Annotated in this window: 1 protein-coding gene; it reads right to left on the bottom strand. The window is 27.1% G+C overall.

Annotation, left to right across the window (positions count from 1 at the left end):
- Positions 1-62: 62 nt before the first annotated feature.
- A partial coding sequence (locus tag U881_RS13705; protein WP_024653106.1) for a DUF276 domain-containing protein occupies positions 63-413 on the bottom strand: 351 nt, incomplete at its 5' end.

The raw sequence follows: 413 nt of genomic DNA, 5'->3' as shown, positions 1-413 counted from the left end.
ATTATTTTTTCTACTTGAGTGCCTTGAAGAAAAGAAGGTATTTTTAACATGAGTGTGTCCTTTTATGATGAAATATCAATAATAAGCCTCTCAGCAGTAAACTCAAGATCTAAGATTTCATTATCTTTAATTTCAACATTTTGATTTTCTTTAAATTCACTACTTTCAATAGCAGTAATTTTAGTGTTAAGATCGTCTTTTACAGCAATAGAAACATTAAGACAATGAACACCTTTAATTTCATTAACGGGAGCAAAGAAATCTTGATATTCAAAGCTTAATCCCATATCACCATAGTTATTCTTTTTAATACGCGAGTAAATATCTCTAATATTAGAGTCGACATTAAGATACATATAATTTTTAAGATCAACTTTGTATTTGATTTTAAGAAAAGCATATTTACGTTTACC

Source organism: Borrelia persica No12 (assembly GCF_000500045.1).
GTDB lineage: Bacteria > Spirochaetota > Spirochaetia > Borreliales > Borreliaceae > Borrelia > Borrelia persica.
Note: the sequence above shows the minus strand (reverse complement) of the source record. Positions and strands in the feature narration are given on the sequence as shown.